Origin of the sequence: Streptomyces sp. NPDC002793 (genome assembly GCF_040295485.1) — a bacterium.
Taxonomy (GTDB): Bacteria; Actinomycetota; Actinomycetes; order Streptomycetales; family Streptomycetaceae; genus Streptomyces.
On the sequence record NZ_JBEOVL010000143.1, the window covers coordinates 1 to 1,222 of the forward strand.

1 rRNA gene and 1 pseudogene are annotated in these 1,222 nt (G+C 53.1%); both read left to right on the forward strand.

What is annotated here, in order from left to right:
- Positions 1 to 1,121: ribosomal RNA gene (locus tag ABT001_RS36020) — 23S ribosomal RNA — on the forward strand; the annotation flags it as partial.
- A gap of 27 nt (positions 1,122 to 1,148) precedes the next feature.
- Positions 1,149 to 1,222: pseudogene (locus ABT001_RS36025) on the forward strand (30S ribosomal protein S19); the annotation flags it as partial.

Below are 1,222 nucleotides of genomic sequence, written 5' to 3' on the forward strand. Positions count from 1 at the left end.
AACACAGCACTGTGCAAACACGAAAGTGGACGTATACGGTGTGACGCCTGCCCGGTGCTGGAAGGTTAATTGATGGGGTCAGCCGCAAGGCGAAGCTCTTGATCGAAGCCCCAGTAAACGGCGGCCGTAACTATAACGGTCCTAAGGTAGCGAAATTCCTTGTCGGGTAAGTTCCGACCTGCACGAATGGCGTAATGATGGCCAGGCTGTCTCCACCCGAGACTCAGTGAAATTGAACTCGCTGTGAAGATGCAGTGTACCCGCGGCAAGACGGAAAGACCCCGTGAACCTTTACTATAGCTTGACACTGAACATTGAGCCTTGATGTGTAGGATAGGTGGGAGGCTTTGAAGCGTGGACGCCAGTCTGCGTGGAGCCATCCTTGAAATACCACCCTTTAATGTTTGATGTTCTAACTCGGCCCCATAATCTGGGGTGAGGACAGTGTCTGGTGGGTAGTTTGACTGGGGCGGTCTCCTCCCAAAGAGTAACGGAGGAGCACGAAGGTTAGCTAATCACGGTCGGACATCGTGAGGTTAGTGCAAAGGCATAAGCTAGCTTGACTGCGAGAGTGACGGCTCGAGCAGGTACGAAAGTAGGTCTTAGTGATCCGGTGGTTCTGAATGGAAGGGCCATCGCTCAACGGATAAAAGGTACTCCGGGGATAACAGGCTGATACCGCCCAAGAGTTCATATCGACGGCGGTGTTTGGCACCTCGATGTCGGCTCATCACATCCTGGGGCTGAAGTAGGTCCCAAGGGTATGGCTGTTCGCCATTTAAAGTGGTACGCGAGCTGGGTTTAGAACGTCGTGAGACAGTTCGGTCCCTATCTGCCGTGGGCGTTGGAAGATTGAGAGGGGTTGCTCCTAGTACGAGAGGACCGGAGTGAACGCACCACTGGTGTTCGGGTTGTCATGCCAATGGCATTGCCCGGTAGCTAAGTGCGGAAAAGATAAGCGCTGAAAGCATCTAAGCGCGAAACTTGCCTCAAGATGAGTCTTCCCTGGGCCTTTAAGGCCCCTGAAGGAACGTTTAAGACTAAGACGTTGATAGGCTGGGTGTGTAAGTGCAGCGATGCATTGAGCTAACCAGTACTAATGATCCGTGAGGCTTAACCTTACAACACCGAAGGTGTTTTTGGTTTAGATGCCGCGCAGTCTCAAGAAGGGGCCCTTCGTCGACGGCCACCTCGTCAAGAAGGTGGACGTCCAGAACGAAGC